Origin of the sequence: Paraburkholderia metrosideri, assembly GCF_904848625.1 — a bacterium.
In the GTDB taxonomy this organism is placed as follows: domain Bacteria; phylum Pseudomonadota; class Gammaproteobacteria; order Burkholderiales; family Burkholderiaceae; genus Paraburkholderia; species Paraburkholderia metrosideri.
Genome location: NZ_CAJHCP010000041.1, coordinates 1 through 914, shown reverse-complemented (window position 1 = coordinate 914; position 914 = coordinate 1). Strand labels below are relative to the sequence as shown.

The 914-nt window shown below is 60.0% G+C and carries 1 protein-coding gene; it reads right to left on the bottom strand.

The window, feature by feature from the left end:
* On the bottom strand, positions 1–914 hold a 914-nt coding region (ilvA, locus tag LMG28727_RS33865), incomplete at both ends, for a threonine ammonia-lyase, biosynthetic (protein ID WP_201646648.1).

Here is a 914-nt window from a genome sequence, read left to right as displayed (position 1 = left end):
AGGCGATAAACCGGGTTCTTGGTTTCTTCCCAATACGGATAGCCGAGCGTCGTGAGGAATTTTTCGAACCCATCGTTCTCGCTTGTCGGCACCTGAATACCGACGAGGATCGAACTGTAGTCCGCCCCCTGGTTGCGATAGTGGAACAGGCTGATATTCCAGTTCGGCGCCATCGACGACAGGAACTTCATCAGCGCGCCTGGCCGCTCCGGAAATTCGAAACGGAACAGGCGTTCGTCGTGGGCCAACGGCGAGCGCCCGCCGACCATGTAGCGGATGTGCTGCTTCGAGAGTTCGTCGAAGGTCAGATCGACGGTGGCGAAGCCGTGCGTTTCGAACGCGCCTGCGATCTGCACGGACTCGCTGCGATTCTTCGTCTGGATGCCGACGAAGATGTGCGCTGAACTCGCGTCCGCGATGCGGTAGTTGAATTCGGTGACACTGCGGGTGCCGACCAGTTCGCAGAAACGCCGGAAGCTGCCGCGTTCTTCCGGAATCGTCACGGCGAACACCGCTTCACGTGCTTCACCCACTTCGGCGCGTTCGGCTACGAAGCGCATGCGGTCGAAGTTCATGTTCGCGCCCGAGGTGATCGCGATCAGCGTCTGGTTCTCGATGCCTTCACGTTCGGCATACTGCTTGGCACCCGCTACTGCCAGTGAGCCCGCGGGTTCAAGCACGCTGCGCGTGTCCTGGAACACGTCCTTGATTGCCGCGCACAATGCGTCGGTGTTCACGAGCAGCACGTCGTCGAGATATTCACTGCAGAGACGGAAGGTTTCTTCACCGACCAGCTTCACGGCGGTGCCATCCGAGAACAGGCCCACCTCGCTCAACGTCACGCGTTCGCCTGCTTTCAGCGACGCGGCCATTGCACACGAATCATCGGTCTGCACGCCGATCACCTTGATCTC